This is a genomic window from Gordonia sp. (in: high G+C Gram-positive bacteria) (genome assembly GCF_049647785.1).
GTDB lineage: Bacteria > Actinomycetota > Actinomycetes > Mycobacteriales > Mycobacteriaceae > Gordonia.
In genome coordinates this window covers 1-19,250 of sequence record NZ_JBARYI010000018.1, presented here as the reverse complement: position 1 = coordinate 19,250, position 19,250 = coordinate 1, and the positions used below count along the sequence as shown (strand labels likewise).

The 19,250-nt window shown below is 64.8% G+C and carries 9 protein-coding genes; 5 read left to right on the top strand and 4 right to left on the bottom strand.

Going from position 1 to position 19,250, the window contains the following annotated elements; genetic code table 11:
* Positions 1 to 9: 9 nt before the first annotated feature.
* Together pks13 and WBA38_RS02175 are read left to right on the top strand one after the other, a co-directional pair.
* Positions 10 to 5,268, top strand: coding sequence for a polyketide synthase Pks13 (gene pks13 / locus WBA38_RS02180; protein ID WP_424321943.1), 5,259 nt, complete (start codon positions 10 to 12; stop codon positions 5,266 to 5,268).
* 69 nt (positions 5,269 to 5,337) lie between these two features.
* Entirely contained in the window at positions 5,338 to 6,885 is a 1,548-nt protein-coding gene (locus tag WBA38_RS02175) for an acyl-CoA carboxylase subunit beta (RefSeq protein ID WP_424321956.1), read from the top strand.
* 8 nt (positions 6,886 to 6,893) lie between these two features.
* Here the strand turns inward: WBA38_RS02175 and WBA38_RS02170 are convergent, their stop codons facing one another.
* Positions 6,894 to 7,358 carry a DUF2231 domain-containing protein gene (locus WBA38_RS02170; protein WP_424293704.1) on the bottom strand — a complete coding sequence of 155 codons (465 nt, stop codon included), beginning with the start codon at positions 7,356 to 7,358 and terminating at the stop codon, positions 6,894 to 6,896.
* Between the two features lie 122 nt (positions 7,359 to 7,480).
* Here WBA38_RS02170 and WBA38_RS02165 point away from each other — a divergent pair, with 122 nt between their 5' ends.
* Positions 7,481 to 8,200, top strand: a complete 720-nt coding sequence (locus WBA38_RS02165) for a VIT1/CCC1 transporter family protein (protein ID WP_424293703.1) — start codon at positions 7,481 to 7,483, stop codon at positions 8,198 to 8,200.
* Positions 8,201 to 8,251: 51 nt separating this feature from the next.
* The gene (locus WBA38_RS02160; protein WP_424293702.1) at positions 8,252 to 8,569 is read left to right on the top strand and encodes a putative quinol monooxygenase; all 318 of its coding nucleotides are present in this window, start codon (positions 8,252 to 8,254) and stop codon (positions 8,567 to 8,569) included.
* A gap of 19 nt (positions 8,570 to 8,588) precedes the next feature.
* Here WBA38_RS02160 and WBA38_RS02155 read toward each other — a convergent pair whose 3' ends face one another.
* The 3 genes from WBA38_RS02155 to WBA38_RS02145 all read right to left on the bottom strand — a co-directional run bounded on the left by WBA38_RS02155 (position 8,589) and on the right by WBA38_RS02145 (position 18,726).
* A complete protein-coding gene (locus tag WBA38_RS02155) occupies positions 8,589 to 11,966 on the bottom strand; it encodes an arabinosyltransferase domain-containing protein (protein WP_424321942.1) in 3,378 nt (1,125 codons plus the stop codon).
* Complete coding sequence (locus WBA38_RS02150) at positions 11,963 to 15,325, bottom strand: arabinosyltransferase domain-containing protein (RefSeq protein WP_424321941.1); 3,363 nt, start codon at positions 15,323 to 15,325, stop codon at positions 11,963 to 11,965. Before WBA38_RS02150 ends, WBA38_RS02155 begins: the two co-directional genes overlap by 4 nt.
* A 74-nt stretch (positions 15,326 to 15,399) precedes the next feature.
* Positions 15,400 to 18,726, bottom strand: coding sequence for an arabinosyltransferase domain-containing protein (locus WBA38_RS02145; RefSeq protein ID WP_424321940.1), 3,327 nt, complete (start codon positions 18,724 to 18,726; stop codon positions 15,400 to 15,402).
* Between the two features lie 33 nt (positions 18,727 to 18,759).
* Here WBA38_RS02145 and aroQ point away from each other — a divergent pair, with 33 nt between their 5' ends.
* The gene (gene aroQ, locus WBA38_RS02140) at positions 18,760 to 19,227 is read left to right on the top strand and encodes a type II 3-dehydroquinate dehydratase (protein WP_424321939.1); all 468 of its coding nucleotides are present in this window, start codon (positions 18,760 to 18,762) and stop codon (positions 19,225 to 19,227) included.
* The last annotated feature ends 23 nt before the right edge of the window (positions 19,228 to 19,250 follow it).

Here is a 19,250-nt window from a genome sequence, read left to right as displayed (position 1 = left end):
TGGTTAGTAATGTCTGAAATTGAGAACAACGGTTCAAACGGCGAGACCGTCGGCGACCTCACGGTGGAAGATTTGCGCGACTGGCTGCGCAATTGGGTCTCGAAGGCGACGGGCGTGCCCGCCGACCAGATTTCCGATGACCGTCCGATGGAAGAATTTGGGCTGTCGTCCCGCGATGCGGTGGCCTTGGCTGCCGACGTTGAGGACTACAGCGGCGTCGTCCTGACCGCCACCGCCGCGTACAACCACCCGACTATCGGTTCGCTCGCCAAGCGCATCATCGAGGGTGACCCCGACGAAGGCCTGGACGCCGACGACGACCGTTTCTGGGAGCGGGAGCGCTCGGCAGACAACGACATCGCCATCGTCGGCCTCGCGACCCGCTTCCCGGCTTCCGGCGACACCCCGGAATCTACGTGGGAGACGCTGATCACCGGCGTCGACGGCATCTCCGATTTGCCGGACGACCGCTGGCTCGAGTTCAAGGCCGACCCGCGCATCGCCGAAGCCATCGAGAACGGCAACGTGCATGGCGGCTACCTTGATGACGTCAAGGGATTCGACGCCGACTTCTTCCAAATGAGCCCGCGCGAAGTTGAGAACGTCGACCCGCAGCAGCGGCTCGCGCTGGAACTGACGTGGGAAGCCCTCGAGCACGCCCACATTCCGCCAAGCGATCTGCGAGGTGGCCAGGTCGGTGTCTTCATGGGCACGTCAACCAACGACTACCAGATGCTCGCGACCCTCGGCCTCAGTGAAGGCGCGTCGGAAACGGCGGCCTACGCGCTGACCGGTACGGCGACGTCGATCATCGCCAACCGAGTGTCGTACTTCTTCGACTTCCACGGCCCGTCACTCGCGATCGACACCGCGTGCTCGTCGTCGCTGGTTGCCGTGCACGAGGGTGTTCGCAGCCTCCGCAACGGCGATTCCGATGTGGTTATTGCCGGCGGCGTCAACATGCTGCTGACTCCGGCCGCCACGTTGGGCTTCGACCAAATCGGCGCGCAAGCCGAGGACGGTCGCATCAAGGCTTTCTCGTCCGACGCCAACGGCATGATCCGTGCCGAGGGTGGCGGCGTATTTGTTCTCAAGCGGATGGCCGACGCCCGCCGCGACGGTGACACGGTCCTCGCCGTGGTGGCGGGTTCGGCGGTGAACTCCGACGGTCGCTCGAACGGCATCTTTGCCCCCAACCCCGAAGCTCAGGTCCAGGTGCTGCGTTCGGCTTACGCCGACGCCGCCATTGACCCGCGCACGGTGGACTACGTGGAAGCCCACGGCACGGGCACCGTCCTCGGCGACCCCATCGAGGCCGATGCGCTCGGCCGCGTGGTTGGCCGCGGTCGTCGCCCGGAAGCCCCGATGCTGCTCGGTTCGGCCAAAACCAACTTCGGCCACATGGAGTCCGCAGCCGGTGCCGGTGCGCTCGCCAAGGTGGTGCTGTCGATGCAGCACGACCGTCTGCCTGCGTCGCTGAACTATGTCGGACCCAATCCGTACATTCAGTTCGAGGCCACCAACCTGCGCGTCATCACCGAGGCCACCGATTGGCCTCGTTACTCGGGTCATGCCATCTCGGGTGTTTCCGGATTCGGCTTCGGCGGCACCAACGCGCACCTCGTCATCCGCGAGGCACTGCCGTCCGACTTTGTGGAGCCGTCAGCGGCCGAGGCCGTCGAGCCGGTCGCCGTCCATACCGGCGACGACTACGACGATGACGACGAGTACTTGACCGAGGCCGAGCGTGCCGTCCTGGCCGCGCAGGCCAGCAAGGTGCCGGCCGAGGTGGTAGCCGCCGAGGTCGATCCCGCAGCGGGATTTGCCCCCGCCGCCGTCGAAGGTGCCGTGGTGCCGCTGGTGATCTCCGGATTCCTCGCCTCGCGGCGCCGCAAGGCCGCCGCAGATCTGCTGGAGTGGCTCGAGTCCGACGAAGGTCAGGCCACTCCGCTCGTGGAGATCGGTCGCGCCCTGGCACATCGCAACCACGGTCGTACCCGGTCGGTCGTCATGGCCCGCACTATGGAAGATGCCGTCAAGGGTGTCCGTGCCGTCGCCGAGGGCAAGGCACTGCCGTTCGTTTACACCTGCGATGCGCCGGATGCCGCATCGGCCGCGTGGCTCCTGTCGGGCTTCGGTTCGCAGCACCGCAAGATGGCCAAGCAGCTGTACCTGGAGAACCCGGTCTTCGCCAAGCACGCCGATCGCGTCGACGCGATTATTCAGCGCGAACTCGGCTACTCGATGGTCGATATCTTCCTCGACGACGAGAAAACCTACGAGATCGAGACCGCCCAGATCGGCATTTACACGATCCAGGTGGCGCTCGCCGACACCATGCGCCACTTCGGTGCCGAGCCGGGTGTGCTGGTTCCGCACTCGATGGGTGAGGCCTCGGCGGCCTACATCAGCGGTGGTCTGTCGCTGGAAGACGCCACCCGCGTGATCTGCCAGCGTTCCCGCCTGATGGGCGAGGGCGAAGCCATGCTGACCGGCGATGCCGTCCGTTACATGGCCCTCGTCGAATACAGCGCCGACGACATCACCGGCGTCCTCACTGATTTCCCGGATCTGGAAATCTGCGTCTACGCGGCACCGACACACACCGTCATCGGCGGACCCGTCGACCAGGTCGACGCGATCGTCGCGCGCGCGGAAGCCGACGGCAAACTCGGTCGCAAGCTGCAGACCAAGGGCGCTAGCCATACGTCGCAGATGGATCCGCTGCTCGGCGAACTCTCGTACGAGATCACCGGTATCGAACCGCAAAAGCTCAAGTACGGCGTCTACAGTTCGGTGGACCGCGAGACCTACTACCGGCCGGGCACCCCCGACGTCTTCACGATCGATTACTACCTGAAGGGCCTGCGCCACAGCGTGTGGTTCGCGCAGGCCATCGCGAAGTCGGTGGAGGCTGGTCACCGGACGTTCGTTGAACTCTCACCGAACCCGGCAGTGCTGATCTCGGTTGCCGCCACCACCTTCGGTGCTGGCGTGCATAACGCCGAGCTCATCGAGACGCTGCGCCGCAAGGAAGACGAAAGCTACGGCCTCGTCAACGCGCTGATGAAGCTGTACGTGCATGGCCATCCGGTTAACGTCGCGTCGCTCTTCGGCACCGGCCCGGACCAGCGCTACGCGAACATCCCGCGCACCCGCTTTGAACGCAAGCCGTACTGGATCGATGCGGCTATCGCCAGCGGCACCGGTGCCAGCACAGTCCCCGGCTCGCACGTTGGGCTGCCCGATGGTCGCCACGCCTGGGAAGTGAACATCTCCGCCGTTCGTGACCCGCGCGAACTGGTCCTGGCTGCGGCCAAGCAGATTCTCGGCTCGTCCGCCGCGGTTGCCGCGGTGGAACAGGCCGCCGAGTTCCCGAAGGCCGGCACTGTCACCACCACGTTGACGCGACACCCGGGCGGTGCGGCAATCGCCGTTCACGCTGACGCCGCTGGCAACTACGCACTGCTGTACGAAGCTGCCGTCACCGGCGCTGCCGTGGCACCGGCGCAGACCGCCGTGGCCGCTGCGCCGACAGCCGCCGAGGCGGCAAAGGCTTCCGGGTTCGTCGACGAGAAGGTCATCGTCGAAGACGAGATCGTCGAAGACATCGGCAATCGGTGGGATCCGGAGTCGAGCGAGACCGTCGGTGATCGCCTCGCCGTGATCGTCGGTGAGTCCATGGGGTACGACCCCGAGGACCTCCCTCGTGAAGTTCCGCTGATCGAGCTGGGCTTGGATTCGCTGATGGCGGTCCGCATCAAGAACCGTGTGGAGTATGAGTTCGACATCCCGCAACTCCAGCTGCAGGCCATGCGGCAAGCCAACCTGGCAGATGTGGAAAAGTTTGTTGCGTTCGCCGTGACGCACCGCGACCAGCTCGACGAGCTAGAAGAGATGACCGGCGGCGGCGAACTCGATACCGCGGCGCTGAACGCCTACATCGACGAGGAACTGGCAAAGGATGCGGCAGCGCCCGCACCGGAACCAGTTGCCGCGCCGGTGGTCGAAACTGCACCCGAAACAGCACCTGCACTCGAGCCCAAGCCCGAGCCGGAACCGGAACCCGCACCGACGGCAGCTCCGGCAGCCGCCGCGGCACCGGCCCAGCCGACCGACATGATGGATCAGGCGTCCGTCGCCGAAGCCGCCGGTAGCGATGTGCCGCCGCGCGACGCGGCCGAGCGTCTCACCTACGGCGTGTACGCGGTTGTCACCGGCAAGTCGGCGGGCGGCGTGTTCAACAAGCTTCCCGTCCTCAGCGAGGACGATGCCGAGAAGCTCACCGAACGCCTTAACGAGCGCACCGGTGGTGACCTCGACATCGAAGATGTCCTCGACTCGGAGACCATCGAGGAACTGTCGAACTATGTGCGCCAGCACATGGAGGCCTCGGCCGATGTCGACGGGTTCCTCCGATTCCTGCGCGTCCCGAAGGGTGCCGACGGCAAGCCGAAGCACAGCTTCGACACCACCGCGGGTGACCCGATCCCGATGCTGGTGTTCCACCCCGCCGGTGGCAACACCTCCGCATACGAGGCGCTCCTGAAGCGTCTGCCCGAGGATCAGCCCGTGATCGGCTTCGACCGCGTTGAAGGTTCCATTGAGGAGCGCGTCCGTCAGTACATGCCGCGCCTGCGTGAAGTGCAGCCGCACGGACCGTATGTCCTGGTCGGCTGGTCGCTGGGCGGTGCGCTCGCCTACGGTGCCGCGCAGTTGCTCCGCGCGGAAGGCGACGAGATCGCGTTTGTTGGCCTCATTGACGTCGTCCGTCCCAGCAAGGACGTGCCCGACACCGAAGAGAACAAGCGGGCTCGCCTCGAACGCTGGAAGGCGTTCGCGATCAAGACCTACGGGCTTGACGAAGACGTGCCGATCCCGATGGATCGCCTCGTCGCCGCCGACGACAACGAACAGTTCGCGATCATCGCCGAAATGATGGCGATGTCGGGAACCAAGATCCCCGGCGGCATCATCGAGCACCAGCGGACGTCGTTCCTCGACAACCGTGCGCTCACCGAGATCAATCCGACGTCGTACGACGGCAAGGTGATCCTGTACCGCGCGGACAAAATGCACGACGGCGCTATCGAGCTTGAGCCGCAGTGGGCCGAGATCGACGAGGACGGTCGTTGGGGCGAAGTAGTGGACGATCTTGAGATCATCCACATTGGCGGCGACCACCTGGCCATCGTCGACGAGCCGTACGTTGCGAAGGTCGGAGCCGACCTGACTCGTCGTATGGCCGAAATCAAGACGCAGAAGTGACGGAAAGACTGTAGACGAGTGACTGAAACGACTGCTGCGGATGGGACTGCTGTGACTGAAACTGCTCGGATCGAGACAACTGCTGCCAAGCTGGCGGACCTGCGCGAGAAGCTCGAACTCGCCAAGGAGCCCGGAGGTGACGCGGCCGTCGCCAAGCGCGCAAAGAAGGGCATCCTTTCGCCGCGCGCACGGCTGGAGTTGCTGTTCGATCCCGGCACGTTCGTCGAGGTCGGTGCGCTGGCGAAGATGCCCGGCGCGGGCGACACCGGCTACGGCGACGGCGTCGTCACCGGGCACGGCATGGTTAATGGGCGTCCCGTGGCGGCCTTCAGCCACGACCAGACCGTCATGGGCGGCACCGTCGGCGAAATGTTTGGCCGCAAGGTGTCGGCGCTGATGGAGTGGGCGGGCAAGCTCGGCTGCCCGATGGTCGGCATCAACGACTCGGCAGGCGCCCGCATCCAAGATGCCGTCACCTCACTCGCCTGGTACGCGGAGATGGGACGACGCAACGACCTGCTGTCGGGTCTGTCGCCGCAGGTCTCCGTGATCCTGGGTAAATGTGCAGGCGGCGCCGTCTACACCCCGGCCAACACGGACATCCTGGTTGCGGTCGAGGACAAGAGCTACATGTTTGTCACCGGGCCCGACGTCATCAAGCAGACCACCGGTGAAGAGATTTCCGCCGAAGATTTGGGTAGCGCCCACAACCAGGCGCTCTGGGGCAACATCCACCACGTGGCAGCCGATGAAGCCGCCGCGTTCGCGTGGGTGCGCGAGTACCTCGAGTACATGCCGTCGAGTGCCCACGAACAGCCGCCGGTCATCAACCCGGGTCTCGAACCCGAGGTCACCGAGTCGGACCTGGAACTCAACACGTTCATGCCCGACAACGACAATGCCGGCTACGACATGCGCGACATCATCATCCGACTCTTCGACGATGGTGCATTCCACGAGGTATCCGAACTGTTCGCGCCGAACATCCTGACCGGGTACGCGCGCATTGACGGCCGCAGCGTCGGCGTTGTCGCGAATCAACCGAACGTCATGGCGGGCACGATTGACACCGACTCGTCAGAGAAGGCGACTCGCTTCGTCCGCACCTGCAATGCATACAACATTCCGCTCGTCTTCCTCGTCGATACACCCGGCATCCTTCCCGGCCTGGTGGAGGAACAGAAAGGCACGATTCGACGGTCGGGCAAGTTCCTGTTCGCCTACGTCGAAGCGACCGTCCCGAAAATCACCGTCGTCCTGCGTAAGGCTTACGGTGGCGCGTACGCGGTGATGGGTTCCAAGCAGCTCGGTGCCGACATCAACTTTGCCTGGCCCACCGCCAAGATTGCGGTGATGGGTGCGGAGTCGGCTGCCGCCGTCCTGACCCGCCGCCAGACCGAAGGCATGTCCGCGAACGATGCCGACAAGGTGCGTCAAGACTTCATCGCGTTCTACAACGCGATGATGGCGACGCCCTACCTGGCTGCCGAGCGCGGCTACATTGACGCCGTCATCGAACCAGCCGAAACCCGCCTGCAGTTGCGGAAGGCGCTCGCGCAACTGCGCGACAAGGAAGTGCTGCGCAACCCGCGCAAGCACTTCCTGATGCCGATCTAACTCAGGGACTAGCCCCAGACTGATTTCGCTCCGCTATCGCCGGCCAAGACCACCATGATGAGGGCGGCGATAGCGGCGGCGACGGTTGCTACGCGCACCGTCACGTCGAGCCACTTGAGGGCCGATTCGGACAGCGGTAGTCGTGCTGTCACGGCAGGTAGCTGCAGCAGGTACAGCAGTGCGACGAGACCGAACAGCGGCCCGACGGCCAGGATCAGTTCGTCACCCAACTCGGCGTGACGCTGCAACTGCGGCGTTTCCGGAAGGGTCTTCTCGAGCGATTCGCCCGCGCTAGTGGTAATCGGTACGGCAATCAGCGTGACGAGAGCGAGCAGAGACGGGAAGGCTCCCAAAGCTTGCCGTGCTCGCGGCCAAGCGGCGATAGCAATTGCCACGAGTGCCGCGACAGGCACAGCGACCACGACGAAGTGCACGAGCAGCGGGTGGGCAGGCAACCCGTTGATGGTATCCATTCGCAAGACTTTACGGTCGCTCGCGCGTCACGGCTGCGTCCGAAACGACCTGCCCGCAAATTCCCAGCGACTTCCCAGTTAGACGCTTGCCGGGCCATTGGGCCTTCGGCAACACTGGGCGAGTGACTACTGACGACGCAGTGCATGGCCATGAACCGCACGCCAATAATCTTGCTGGTCGGCTGAACTGGTTGAGGGCCGGAGTGCTCGGTGCCAACGACGGGATCGTGTCGACGGCGGGCATCGTCGTCGGGGTTGCCGCGACCACCGCGGCACGCGGGCCGGTCTTCACTGCGGGTATCGCCGGATTGGCTGCTGGCGCGGTATCGATGGCGCTCGGCGAGTATGTCTCTGTCAGCACTCAGCGCGACACGGAGGCAGCTCTCCTTGCCAAGGAGCGGTGGGAACTCGACAACGAGCCCGTCGCCGAACTGGCCGAACTCGCCGACATTTACGAGTCGAAGGGCATGAGCCGGGCCACGGCAGAGCAGGCCGCCGCCGAAGTGTCGGCAAAGGATGCCTTTGCCGCCCACAGTGAGTCCGAACTCGGTATCGACCCCCACGACCTCGCGAACCCGTGGCAGGCGGCCTTTTCCTCGGCGGTCTCGTTTACGGTTGGCGCGCTGCTGCCGCTGGCAGCGATCCTGCTGCCACCCGAATCGTGGCGTATCCCGGTCACTTTCGTGACGGTGGTCGTCGCACTGGCACTCACCGGGGCAATGGGTGCCTACCTGGGGCAGTCGTCCCCGTGGCGTCCGACCATCCGCATGGTGATCGGTGGCAGCCTCGCGATGGCGGTCACCTACGGTATCGGTCTATTGGTCGGTACCGCGGTCGGCTGATTGCCACAATGATGAACTGAGCGGACGCTACCGTTGTCGAAGGGAAAATTCATGTACTTCATCGTCGTCAAATTCCAGGTCAAGCCCGAGAGCGCGGAGACGTGGCCAGCCATCGTCGCCGACTTCACGGCCGCGACCCGGGCCGAGCCCGGGAACCTGTGGTTCGACTGGTCGCGCAGCGTCGAAGACCCGAACGAGTACGTCTTGGTTGAAGCGTTCACCGACGACGGTGCCGGCCCGCACGTCTCCAGCGACCACTTCGCGAAAGGCCTCGAAGCGATGCGCCCCCACCTGGTGTCGACCCCGAAGATCGTTTCCCGCCAGGTCGACGGCGACGGTTGGGGCGAGATGGGCGAACTTCAGATCTAGGAGTGCGTTCGCGTCTCGATCAGTAGCCGATCGACCGCATAGGGGCGGGGTTGTACAGGCCGCTGACCGTGTGGGTGCCGTGCACCATCTCGGCGGGCTGTGCATCTACGACCATCGTGTAGCGCTCCAAGCCACCCCAGTCGCGGCCCCAATTGTTGCGCAGGTAAGTCGGAACCAGGGTGCCGTGAAGGAGTCCGTCGGTGATGCCGAGCGGGCCACCGTTCACGCCGTCCGACCACGTCTGTGAATTGCGCTTCGTCGCGTCAGCGTCGGGCATGATGCGCCAGTCGGGCACCTCAAGGATGCCGTAGCTGACAGCCATCGGCCGCTGGCACGGGAACACGAGCCCGGGCATCCAGTCGATAAACACCGGATCGGTACTGCCGACAACACTCTGCAAAGTCTGCAATGACGGCACACGCGGCGGCGTAAACGCCACCCACTCGCTGACGGCAGCCGCATCGTCGACCACCTTGAGCTGCACCACGTTCGCGCGGGGCGGCGCATCCTTCAGCGCGAAACGCATGTTGCGCCAGTAGGTTTGCTCCATCGCGTCGGTCGGCATGAGGGCCACACCCAGCGGGACAACTTTGCCGCTGGCGTCGCGTCGACCAAACTGGGCCACCAGGTGACGGCCCGGAGTGACTGCCCGCAAGCCGTTAATGGACTCGATGGAACCGGCCGCGGCAACCGTCAGGAGCGGCTTGTCCTCGGGTGCGCTGCCAGCGTCAAAGCCGAGGTCGTACCAGTCGGTGGTTACCGAGTTCACGCCCTGAGCGCCATAGCTACCCAAGACCGGCGTCGTTGCCGGGTTGAGTCCAAACGGAAGACGGACCGTAGTCGCCTTCTCCGCTGGCTCGGCAGCTTCCTCCGCACCGGACTCCTGTGCCTCGTCGGTGTCGGTCCCGGTTCCGTCGTCGGTTGCCGAACCGCCACCGGCGGTCGGCGGTGCGAGCGACGGATCGGATTCCTCGTCGGACCCGGAACGCTTCTCCTCCAACGGATCGATGTAGGTACCCGCCGGGATACCGTCGGGCCGGAACCCAACATTCTCACCAGCGAGCGCACGGAACGGTGATGGCGCGGGCCTGCCGTTAACGGCGGCCGGTTTCAGCAGCGTCTTGTTCGGGTCCGGTTCGACGAGAACATCGTTAGCCAAACCGCACTCGTTGCCGGTGAGGGCGCGGATATTCGACTTCGTCCACGACCAACTGTCGCGCTGCTCCCAAGCACCCTTCGCGAACGAGCCCAGCATGAAGAGCACCAGGAGGCCAGCGATCACCGGCAGCGGCGACACCTTCAGCTTCGACAGTCCCTTGCGATGAGCTTCGGTCCGAGTCGCTTCGTCGACGTAGTCGTCCCGGAAGTGGTACCAGAGGCCGACGGCCGCGGCGATTAGGGCGGCCAGCAGCACGATCCAGCTGAGCTTGATGCCTGCCAGCGCTACCGGACGGTCCCACCAGGGGATGCCGTAGCTACCGACGTACCACCACATGTTGGTGCCTGCCGCGGATACGGCTGTCACGAGCAGTACGGCAGAGGCGAAGAACGCGCGGTTGCGACGTGACCGCAGCAGCGCGGGCGCCATCATCGCTGCCACGGCCGCGCACAGTGCCGCGCCGATACCCGCGTAGATACCGAAGTGGTGCGTCCACTTGGTCGGGGTAAACGACGTGAAGAACATGGTGCCGATGATGACGGCAATCAACCGCCACATCGGGGCGCGGGCGATACCGTTCGGCGACCGGCGCGAAGCCAACCGGAAAATCGCCACGACCAGCGCCAAGATCATCATTAGGATGCCGAAGCGACGTGGGAACGTGCCGTCGCCCGTCTGCAGAATCAGGTAGTAGTAGCGAACCGGCTCCTGCCACCACTGCTCGGTGGGACCGACTTCGGTCGCGACCTTGTTGCCTTCCAGCAGCGGCGCAAGGGCCTGCGAGTAGAAGATCATGTAGAGCACCGCGGTGCCCGCTGCCGCCACCGGCGCGATCATCGGGAGCAGGCCGTCGCGTTGGCGGCGGTCGACAATCGCCTTGACGACACCGCGCAAACCAGCGACCAGGGCTGCGGCCGCCATCAACCCACCGGGCGCGAGAGCCAAGGTGAAAGCCGCGGTGATCGCGGCAATCGCGAACGGCAGTAGCCGTCGGGTGGCGATCGCACGCTCAACGCAGCACCAGGTCAGCAGGGCGCCAACAGCTTCGGCGGGTTCGGGCCGAATACCGTTGTTGTACGGCATCCAAATGGTGAGGAACACCATCGCACCGGTCCAGACGGCGGCCGGACTGTTCCGGACTGCACGACCGAGGCGCGGCAGTACTTCGCGGCTGATCAACCACCAGCCGAGCAGGCCCAGCAGGAGCGAGGGCAGTCGAAGCCACGGAGTGGCGACCGAAATGTTCGTCATCCACGACAACACTTGGAAGTGCCAACCGAAGGGGTCCTGTGGCACACCGAAGTAGCGGAAGTAGTTGTCCGCGTACCCGGCTTCTTCGGTAATGCGAGCAACGGTGATGTTGTAGCCGTCGTCGGACGTGTTGCCGCCGATCAACCACCAAGCGGCGAGAACCACAAACACGGCTACGTCCGGTCCGCGGATGGTGAACCAACCGGCGGGCAGGAAGCGCTTGTGGCCGCGGCCGTCACGGGCGTCGAGCAGTCCCAACGCGAGCAGCGACAGGATGGTCGCGATGATGCCGACAATGATGGCCGCCAACTTCAGCGGGGTCGGGGAGTTAATGAAGCGAGTGTCGACGGTTGCATTCAACGACAGCCCGTCGCGCGGGGCGTCGGCCGGAAGGTCGGAGAAGACGCCGATAATCTGCGGGCGCATATCCGGATCGTCTACGCGATACGACGTCGCGTCGCCGGGCGCAATGCCCTCGATAGCGGCGGTAACGCCTTCGCCGTCGCCCTTCATGACGAAGCGGCAGTTCGGATTGTTCTGCGCGCTGCGGTCGGTCGACAGCAGAACGACGTCGCGAACAATCATGCTCAACGACTTGTCGGTGGCGCTGACGAAGACGGCGCGAGCGCTCGCCTGCTTGCCTTGGCGCGGCACCGTCGACAGCAGGACGCCGCCAGCGGCCGGGAGTTCCTTGGCGAGCGAGCACGGCACCGACAGGTCAACTTCGGTCGGCACAAACGCAACCATGGGCGCAGTCACGTTGCCGATCGTGTTGTTCTGCGGCCAATGCAGTTCGGAGGTCTTCTGATTGATCGGCATCAACGGTGTCAACACCGCTAAGACAAAACCGAGGACACCGGCAATCGCGGCCAAGAGTTTGGCATTGCGATAGTTGTTCGCCTTCAGCAACTTCCACCGGCCGGTCGGTCCGGTAGATGTGGTTTCGGTTGCGCTCACCTGGGTTTGCTTCCCGTTCTGCTCACTCATTTAGTTGGCTCCACCCGGATCGAACCGGTCCGCGACCAGCCCCAAGTCGAAACTGCGGACGTGTCGACGGTGGCGACGGTGGCGTCAGGACTCAACGACGTCAGCTTTTCAAGGGAACCCCAGTCCTGATGCCAATCATCTCGGAGATAGGTCGGCACGGTCACCGACGACGTCGTCGACTCACTGATCGAAAGGAGGCCACCGGAATTGGCAGCCATCCACGTCTTCGACTGCGAGTTCGCCATCACGTAATCGGGCAGGATGCGCCAGTCGGGGACCTCGGCCACACCGTGCGTGATTGCGAGGGGACGCTGGCACGGGAAATGCGCGGCAACGGGGAAGTCGATGAGCACCGGGTCGTCGGAGCCCACCAGTTCCTGCAAGGTCTGCAGCTTCGGGGCACGCGGCGGCGTGATAGCGATGAACTGCATCGGTCCGAGGTTGGTGTCGTCAAGAACCAGGCGCATCACCTCGGCCTTTGCCGGTACCGCAGTCATCGGGACGCGCAGATTTCGCCATGGCCGGTTGGGGATCACGGGTCCGGGATCGACAGGGATCACGTCGCCACCGACTTGGGTAAACGTGCCGTCGGCGGCTTTGGTGCCAAACTGGACAACCAGCTTCTGACCGTAGGTTGGCACCCCGTCGGCGTTGATCGTCGAAACGGCTCCGGCCGTGGCGAAGGCAATGATCGGCGAGGCGTCCCGGGCCGGAAGGTCGTACCATCCGGTCGTCAGATGCGCGTTGGCACCGAAACCGTAACTGCCAAGCACCGGTGTTTTCTTGGGATCCAAGTCGAACGGCAGCAGGGCCGTTGAGCCGTTAATCGTCTCCGGGCCTTTACCGCCGGTGGTGCCAGCGCCGAGGCCGCCGATGATGTTAAACGGCTTCGACGTGGAGCCGCCGACGTGCATCTGTCCCGCGCGGGCGTTGCGATTGTCGGGCGTCAGGTCGGACGGAATCCCGTCGGGGGTGAAACCGACGGACTTGGTGCCGGTGAGGGCGGCAGTTGCCGACTTTCCGTCTGCGGGGGTCAACATATTGGCGTTCGGATCGGGTTCAGCAAGCACCTGGTCGGCCATCGCGCACGGCTGACCGCGCAGCGCGTCGACATTGTTGCTGGCCACCGTCATAGCCGGGGCACGAAGCACCACGGCCCGGCCAAAGGCGATCAAAGTGGCAGCGACCATGAGTGCGGCGATCACCATCAGCGGGGTCGACGCAATCGCGATCCGACGACGGTCCGCAGGCGAATCGGGGGCACCCTCGGGATGGTGGGCCAAGCCCCTGTTGGTGGTGTAGTCGGAGCGCAAATGCAGCCACAGGGTCACCGCGACCGCGGCCACAGCCAACGCCAGCAGGATCGACGAGACTTCGATACCCGCGACCACAGGCGCGATATTGAACCACGGAATGCCCAGGTTGTAGGCGTACGGCCAGGCGTTGGTGCCCGCTGAGGCGAACGCCAGGGCAAACAGCAAACCGGCGGTCAACGCCGAGAGGTTCCGCAACGATCGCGCGCTGCTCTGCGCGATCGCAATGGCAGCAAGCCCGGCCATGGCCGCACCGAAGCCGGTGAGGACACCAAATTGGATGGTCCACTTAATCGGGGTTGCGAACAGCAGCAGCAAGCTGACACCGAACGCGCCGATCAACCGCCATGCGGGAGCCGTCGCAACCCCCTTGATGCCACCGCGACGCAGCAGGACCGCGGCCACGATGAAGGCGGCAACAAAGGCTAGCAGCACCGGGATACGACGGGCCAGAGCACCGTCGGGCGTGCCGACCGACAGGAAGTAGTACCGCAGGAACTCTTGATGCCACGGCACAATGGGCCCGGTCTGGTACCGGATCTTCATCGCCTCAAGGACATTCATGATGCTCTGATCCCGGAAAACCACCACTGCGACGATGGTCGCGGCGGCAGCAATCGGGGCGAGGAGGGCAGCCAGACCAGCCTCGCGGCGACGGTCGACCAGCACGTGCAGCATCGGTCGGGCGGCAACCAGCAAGATCGCGGCACCCACGATGCCCTGCGGCGCCAAGGCCAAGGTGAAACCGGCGGTCGTAGCGGCGAGAGCTGCGGGCAGCATGCGTTTGCGGCTAATCGCGACCTCGGTGGCCCACCAGGTCAACAACGAACCGAGCACAATGATCGCCTCGGTGCGCAGGCCCGAACAGAACGGAAGCCAGAACGAGAGGAAAACGGCACCGGCAGTCCACGCCGCCCACGACGACGCCGTATGACGCTCGAGTTTGGTGGTGGCGGTACGGGCCACGTCGAGCAGTCGGGGGAGCACCACTCGGGAAATCAGGATCCACGATGCGATACCGGCAACAAGCTGCGGCAAATGCATCCACAGGATCGTCGGAGAGATCTTGGCCCACAGGGCGAGGAAGCTGTAGTACCAGTCAAACGGTGCCTCGGCGATGCCGTAGAACCGGTAGTAGTTCGACAGATATCCGGCATCGCCCGAGGTGCGGGCCATGTTGAGGATGTAGCCGTCGTCGGGCGCGCCGGCACCGATAAACGTCCACAGGATGAGGACACCGCCCACCGCCAGGTCCGACAGTCGGATCCGGATGCGGGAGAAGAACGAACCGGTCCGCTGGGCCAGGCCGCCGCGGTAGCCGAAGAGACGATCGAGGCACCACAGTGCGAACAGTGCGATCAAGGTGGCCAGGACGGCGACGATGATGGCGAGGGTCTTAAGGGGCGAAGCGTGCGACTCGTAGCGGTTATCAACGACAATCCGGGCGCGGATACCGTCGCCCGCAGCCTTGACCTGGGCGGTCGTCAGCGTCGTGTACAGACCGTCGATCTGCGGCCGCTTGTCGGCTTCGAGCAATTTGGGCGGCGCGATCCCGACGAACTCGGCACCCGTCGCGGTGGGCCCGGAGAAGATCCGCAAATTGGTGCATTTGCCTGCCGCAATGTCGGCACGCGAGGCGACAGCCGCGACATTGCTGCGGAACAGCACGGTGATGTTTGCGTCATTCGCGGTAACGGTCAAGGCCTTGTTGGCGGCGCGCTGCGCACCGGGCGGCATGCTCGACAGGATGGTGCCATTGGTCTTGACGTCGGCGAGCACGCTGCAGGCAATCGTGACATCGACCTGCTGAGCAGTCTGCGCGATCAGCGGTGCGACGATCGACGGATCTGCCGAGTTCAAGGACTGTCCCTGCGGCCACGAAATGGTGGCCGCCGATGTCTCAACTGGCAACAGCGGGGTGGCGAGTGCCGCTAAAACGGCGATCACCCCGGCTACAGCCGCAACGATTCGAGCGGTCGAAGCCGTCAGTGGGCTCGACCTGCGGTCGGTCACGGTGTCGGGTGAAGTCGGTGTCGCGTCTGGCACGCCCTCTGACGTTAGTCGACTCGACGCAAACAGACCCAAACCTGGAGTTGCTTGGTCCCGAGGAACGCGTTACCTCAGTACCGGATCGGCGCGGGACTCCAGAGGCCGCTGCGAACCACTTCGCTGTAGTCGATGGTCGCGGGAACCGCGTCGTCGTACGAGGAATACCGTTCGAGGGCACCCCAGTCGCGGCCAATGTCGTCGGACAGGTACGTCGCGACCGTGTTGGCGCGCTGCGATACCTCGAGCCAGCCGAGCGGACCGCCGCCGAGTGCGCTCTGCCATGCGCTAACCGCGGCGAGGTCGGCACCGGGCCGGATGCGCCACTCGGGGATCTCGGTTACGCCCGCATGGAAATTGAACGGCCGTTGACATGGCACAAAAAGGCCCGACGTCCAGTCCACGTGCGTCGGTGCTTCGGAACCAACCACTTCCTGCAGGGTCTGCATCTGCGGCAGTCGGGGCGGGGTGACAACAATGAAATGGTCGGCGGCGAGATCGTAGTCGGTGGCGACAATGCGGACGGCCGTCAAGTCTTTCGGGAGCGAAGCGGTATCAATGCGGACGTTGCGCCACGACGGTCGCGGTCCCGGATCGATCAGCCCGATCGAGCCTGTCGGCACGATTGAGTTGTCCTTGATGCCGGGCGTCAACTCCTGATCGGTGTACTGCAACTTCAGGTTCGACGGCGCAAAGAGGCCAGCGGCAGACAGGGACAGCAGCGGGCGGTCGCGCCAGTCGGCGGGCAGACGGTACCAACCCGAGGTCAGGGTCGACGGGGTCTGCTCGTCGGCGTTGTAACTACCCAACACCGGCGTGCGCGCGGGATCGAGCTCGAAGGGCAGCTCGGCGTGGCTGCCGTTGATACCCGCGGAGGTGGTGGTTCCGCCGCCGGTGCCGCCGCTGTTCGCGATCAGCAGGTCGGGGTTGATGGCGGTGTCGCGCGCGAGGACGCCGAAGGCCCCAGACGGAGCCTTGGTATCGACACTGTCGGGGATACCGTCCGGGGTGAAACCGCTGGTCGGTCGATGATCGGGGTCAGTGGGCGATGGTGTCGACGATCCGGCGAGCGGGTTGGGCAGGGTCTTGTCGACCGGTTCGAGGAGGAACTGGCTGGGATCGGATTCGACGAGGACTTTGTCGGCCATGCCGCAGGGCTTACCGGCCAGAGCGGCGAAGTTCGATCGCGGCACCGAGAACGATTCGCTCTGGTGGACCCCGGTCATGGCCGCCGTCCACACGAGGAAGACCACCACGGCCCCGGCGGCGATCCCGAGTGGTGCCGCAGCGACGACGCGCGTTGCAGAAGTGGCGGTGCGGTGCAGGCGTGATTGGTCGCGAGCCGGCGCGGGCTGGGGATCGGTACCGGCGAAGGGTTCCCGGAAGTGGAACCACAGTGCCAGTGCGAGCAGAGCGAGGGCCGCGTACAGCAGAATGTCGCCGAGTGGGACTCCCGCGATCGCGACCTGGGAGGTGCCCCACGGCATACCCCAGGCTGAGGCGTAGTAGTACGAGTTGGGCGCGGTCAGTGACAGGGCGAGGGTGAACAACACCAGGGCACCGGCGACGGTCCGATTGCGCCGCGAATGCGTGGACTGCGCGCTGGCGGCAATCGTCGCCAGCGCGGCGAGGGCCGCCGCCAGCCCGGCGAAGACACCGAAGTGGTGCGTCCACTTGGTTGGCGTAAACATCAAAAACAGCAGCGAACCGAAGGTGATGCCGACGATGCGTCGAGCCGGTCCCAGTGCCGTGCCGGGGATGCGTGACTTTCGGATAAGGACCGCCCCGGCGATCGTCATGCTGAGGACCATCGCGACGACGGTAAACCGGCGAGCGATGGAACCGTCGGCCGAAAACGCGAACAGCGATGAGTAGCGGTCGATCTCGTTGTACCAGTTCAGCGACGGTCCAAGGGCGGTCTTCATGGCGGACGCTTCGCTGAAGGCACTTAACGTGAGCTTGGAGAAGACGACGAAAATGACAAACGTGCCCGCCGCGACGATCGGTGCCACCAGGCTGAGGTAGGCGGTGAACGAGCCGCGCCCGGTGAGCGCGTTGACCTCGATGGCGCGCTTGCGTAACGCCAGGAACATGGGGCGCGCGCCAGCGACGAGGGCGGCAACGGCCAGCACCCCGGTGGGGCCTGCGGCGATGCTGAATGCGCCGGCCGTGCAGGCAACCGCGGCGGGCAGGAGGCGGCCCGTCGCGATGGACCGCTCAACCGAACACCAGGTGAGGAGGGCACCGAGGCAGATAATCGGCTCGGGGCGCAGCCCATTGTTGAAGGGGAACCAGGCGACGAGGAACACGGCGGCCGCCGTCCACGGCACCGCTGCCCGCACTCGAGCGGCACGCCCAATCCGCGGCAGAATTTCGTGACTGATAATCAGCCAACTGATGATTCCGCAGGCCAGCGCGGGCAGTCGCATCCAGGGACTGGCAACGGTGACATGGCTGAGGAGTCCGAAAATTTCGTAGTACCAGCCAAAAGGCGCTTCCGGTGCGCCGAACCAGCGGAAGTAGTTGGCCGTGTAGTCACTGCTCTGCGCCACCCGCGACATCGTCATCAGGTAGCCGTCGTCGGAAGTATTAGGTCCGATCATGTGCCACAGGGCCAACAACCCGATGACGGTGTAGTCGCGAGAGTTGAGGCGCCACCAGCGGGCCGGGAAAATCCGGCGGTGTCCGCGGCGGTCAGTGGCGTCGAGGCGGGCCAGGGCCGCCAACGCCATCAGCGTGCACAGGATCCCAAAAACAATCGCCAGCCATTTCGTGAGCGTGGGTGCCGTGCTGTAGCGGGAGTCAATCACCATGTGCGCGGTGAGGCCCGGCAAGCTGGCGGCGGGGCCCGTCAACTGGGTGAACAGGCCGGTGACCTGTGGCCGCTGATCTCCACCGGGGATGTCGCCACTGCCGGTGGCCGCGGTCATTTCGTCGCCCGCCGCGTCGGTGAGGCCGACGAACGTCGCGCTGACTTCACTCGCGGAGGCGCGGATCTCGATGCGCTCGCACCGGTCCGAGGTGACTGCCGAGAGCGGCGCGGTCAGGATCGGGATATTCCGGGTGACGACCTCAACGTTGGGGTTTGCCGACCCGGTGACACGAACAAACAGGCCACGGTCGGAGGCTTTGGGTGCCGATGGCGACGTCGTCGACAGCAGCACCGACTCGCCCGCGGGCAGCGATTCGACCGCCCGACACGGAATATCGGCGTTCAGGCTGATCGGCGCATACGAAAATAGGGGTGCCGATACCGATTCGACGACGCCATTTTGCGGCCACGAGACCTCGGCGACGGTTTGTTTAACCGGCAGAAGCGGGGTCGCCAAAGCTAGGAACACACCGAGAATGCCAGCAACGATGGCGACTAACTGAGCGCGTCGGACAGAGAATGCTGGCACAGCAGTTGATCCTAAGCCAAGTAGAGTGCACTTATGTCTGAGGCCTCAGTAACCGGCGCTACCGGCAATCTTCCGATCCTGCTGCTCAACGGACCCAACTTGAACATGCTCGGGGCCCGACAACCAGAGGTTTACGGTGCCGACACCCTTGCGGATGTGGTGCTGCTGGTAGAGCGGGTGGCCGCCGAACTCGATTTCGGTGTGCGTGCGCTGCAGACCAATCACGAGGGCGAGATGATCGACGCGATCCATGCGGCGCGCGGTGAGGTTAGCGGCATCGTCATCAACCCCGGTGGCTGGACGCACACGTCCGTCGCCCTGGCCGACGCCCTGGTGATCCCCGAAGTACCGATTGTCGAGGTGCACATCAGCAATGTGCACGCCCGAGAAACCTTCCGTCACCATTCGTACATTTCGCCGATCGCCGCCGCCGTCATCGCCGGTTGCGGCACCGCGGGCTACGAATTCGCCGTGCGGCGCCTCGCCTCCCTTCTCGCATGATGCGTTCGTTCCCGCACCACGTC

Excerpts from the sequence above, each read along its gene's own strand:
- WBA38_RS02170 (WP_424293704.1), bottom strand. The coding sequence starts at position 7,358 with ATGGATACCATCAACGGGTTGCCTGCCCACCCGCTGCTCGTGCACTTC.
- WBA38_RS02155 (WP_424321942.1), bottom strand. The coding sequence starts at position 11,966 with ATGAGTGAGCAGAACGGGAAGCAAACCCAGGTGAGCGCAACCGAAACC.
- WBA38_RS02160 (WP_424293702.1), top strand. The coding sequence starts at position 8,252 with ATGTACTTCATCGTCGTCAAATTCCAGGTCAAGCCCGAGAGCGCGGAG.
- pks13 (WP_424321943.1), top strand. The coding sequence starts at position 10 with ATGTCTGAAATTGAGAACAACGGTTCAAACGGCGAGACCGTCGGCGAC.
- aroQ (WP_424321939.1), top strand. The coding sequence starts at position 18,760 with ATGTCTGAGGCCTCAGTAACCGGCGCTACCGGCAATCTTCCGATCCTG.